Source organism: Brucella tritici, from assembly GCF_008932285.1.
Lineage (GTDB): Bacteria > Pseudomonadota > Alphaproteobacteria > Rhizobiales > Rhizobiaceae > Brucella > Brucella tritici.
On sequence record NZ_WBVY01000019.1, the window covers coordinates 1 to 2,508 of the forward strand.

Consider the following 2,508-nt stretch of genomic DNA (forward strand, 5'->3'; position numbering starts at 1 on the left):
GTAAGCGGTAAGGCTACCCCACATATCATTAGTCGGCGTGATGGGCGATTTTCCGTATGAATCATACGGAGAGTCCTATGAATGACGATATGAATCATTCCCAGATATTCGAGGTTTTGACGGCGGAACCCGTGCGAAGCCGACGGCGGCCGCGTGACTGGTCGGATGACGAGAAGGCGCGTATTGTGGCTGCGTCGTTGCAGCCCGGGGCCAACGTCTCGGCGGTTGCACGATCTGAAGGACTGGATCCCTCGCAGCTTTATGGATGGCGTCGTAAGGCGCTTGCATCTGGTGTTGTTTCACCAGTAACAGGGGGACCGGCCAGTCCGGCCAGATTTGCACGTGTTGAAACGACGTGTAGCGCTTCGATCGATATTGTTGTCGCCGACATGGTGGTGCGCGTTGGTTCAGCCTTCGATCCGGATCATCTGATGAAAGTCCTAAGAGCGGTTCGCAAAGCATGATTTCCAGTGGCGTGGTGGTTTATGTGTCCTGTCAGCCCGTCGACTTCCGCAAGGGAGCCGCGTCCCTTATGGCAGTTGTCCGTGATGGCGGTCTCGACCCGTTCAATGGCGCGCTTTACGTCTTCCGGTCAAAACGTGCCGACCGGGTCCGGATTGTGTGGTGGGATGGCAGTGGCGTTTGCCTTTATTCGAAAACGCTTGAGGACCGTGGCTTTTGCTGGCCGGGCCTGTCAGTTGCGAGGATACGTCTGGACCATTCGCAGCTCATGGCTTTGTTGGCTGGAATGGACTGGAAAAAGATCCGTCCGAACAGGACAAGACGGCCTTTGCTGACGGGGTGACAGCGCCTGCGGCAAGATGATTCATGATGCTGTAATGGTTGGGAAAAGGAGCGTTTTTATGCTCTACTCAGCCCCATGGATTTACCGCTTCACGATCTGCCGGACGATGTTGACGCACTGAAAGCCATGGTGCTCGCAATGGCTCGTGAGCAGGCTGCGAAAGAAGCCCGGTTGAAGGTTGCTGAAGCTGAGATTGCCCGGCTGGAGGCAGTGGAGAAGAGCGCCAACGAACGGATTGCCAACCTGACATCCATCATGAAGGTTTTGCAGCGCACCCAGCATGGTCGCCGTTCCGAACGATTACGCCTTGGTGTTAGCGATGAACAGGTATCGTTTGCTTTCGAGGAAGTGGAAACCGGTCTCTCGGCGATCCAGAGCGAACTTGACGATGCGGCCAGGGACAAGCCGAAACGGGCACCCCGTCCGCGCAAGGGCTTTGCCGCTCATCTCGAACGCATTGAGGAAGTCATCGAACCGGCGATTCCGGCTGGTTGCGAGGGTCTGGAAAAGGTCCTGATCGGTGAGGATCGCTCGGAACGCCTGGACGTCGTGCCCCCGAAGTTCCGGGTTATCGTGACACGCCGCCCCAAATACGCATTCCGGAACCATGATGGTGTGGTTCAGGCGCTTGCGCCTGCACATATCATCGAAAGCGGTTTGCCGACAGAGCGCCTGCTCGCCTATATAGCCGTTTCCAAGTATGCCGATGGCCTTCCACTTTACCGTCAGGAGGCAATCTATTTGCGCGATGGCGTCGAGATCAGCCGCAGTTTGATGGCGCAATGGATGGGGCATCTGGGCTTCGAGCTTCAGATATGCGCCGATTATATCCTGGAACGGGTCAAGGAAGGTGAAAGGGTCTTCGCCGATGAGACGACCTTGCCCACTCTGGCTCCCGGTTCTGGAAAAGCCACCAAGGCATGGCTTTGGGCTTATGCACGTGATGATCGCCCCTATGGTGGGAGCAGTCCACCAATGGTGGCCTATCGTTTTGAAGACAGTCGGGGCGCAGAATGCGTGGCGCGGCATCTTGCCGGGTTCAACGGAATCCTGCAGGTGGACGGATATGGCGCCTATACGAGCATGATCAAGGCGCAAGCCAAGGCTGGGCGCAATGAACAGATAAAGCTCGCAGGCTGCTGGGCACATCTGCGCCGCAAATTTTACGATCTGCACGTCACCGGGGTCTCGCAGGCTGCAACAGATACGGTCATCGCCATGACCAAATTGTGGAAGATCGAGGATGAGGTTCGCGGCAAGAATGCCGAGAGCCGCGCGGTGCAACGCCTGGAGAAATCCGCAACCATTGTCGCCAGCCTCTTTGATCTGTGGGAAAAGGAACTGGGTAAGGTATCTGGCAAGTCCAAGACCGCCGAGGCGATCCGCTATGCACTCACCCGGCGCGAGGCCCTGGAGCGCTTCCTCACCGATGGCCGGGTCGAAATCGATAGCAACATTGTCGAGCGTGCGATCAGACCACAGACAATCACGAGGAAAAATAGTTTGTTTGCCGGAAGCGAAGGCGGTGGACGGACCTGGGCTACACTGGCCACACTTCTTCAAACGTGCAAAATGAATGCCGTCGATCCGCTCGACTGGCTATCCCAAACCCTGAACCGTATCGCTCAAGGTTGGCCTGTAACCGAAATCGAAACTCTGATGCCTTGGAACTTCAAGTCTAACGCCATCGGCTGACCGCTTAC

3 protein-coding genes are annotated in these 2,508 nt (G+C 56.6%); all 3 read left to right on the forward strand.

Annotated elements, in window-relative coordinates:
• The first annotated feature begins 77 nt into the window (after positions 1 to 77).
• The 3 genes from F9K94_RS24175 to tnpC all read left to right on the forward strand — a co-directional run bounded on the left by F9K94_RS24175 (position 78) and on the right by tnpC (position 2,500).
• Entirely contained in the window at positions 78 to 464 is a 387-nt protein-coding gene (locus tag F9K94_RS24175; RefSeq protein ID WP_112701414.1) for a transposase, read from the forward strand.
• Positions 461 to 805, forward strand: a complete 345-nt coding sequence (gene tnpB, locus F9K94_RS24180; protein ID WP_100649048.1) for an IS66 family insertion sequence element accessory protein TnpB — start codon at positions 461 to 463, stop codon at positions 803 to 805. The genes F9K94_RS24175 and tnpB overlap by 4 nt, the downstream gene beginning before the upstream one ends.
• Positions 806 to 880: 75 nt before the next feature.
• Entirely contained in the window at positions 881 to 2,500 is a 1,620-nt protein-coding gene (tnpC, locus tag F9K94_RS24185; protein ID WP_151610737.1) for an IS66 family transposase, read from the forward strand.
• The last annotated feature ends 8 nt before the right edge of the window (positions 2,501 to 2,508 follow it).

Bases quoted from the DNA above. Each gene is read 5' to 3' on its own strand.
- F9K94_RS24175 (WP_112701414.1), top strand. From the start codon at position 78: ATGAATGACGATATGAATCATTCCCAGATATTCGAGGTTTTGACGGCG.
- tnpB (WP_100649048.1), top strand. From the start codon at position 461: ATGATTTCCAGTGGCGTGGTGGTTTATGTGTCCTGTCAGCCCGTCGAC.
- tnpC (WP_151610737.1), top strand. From the start codon at position 881: ATGGATTTACCGCTTCACGATCTGCCGGACGATGTTGACGCACTGAAA.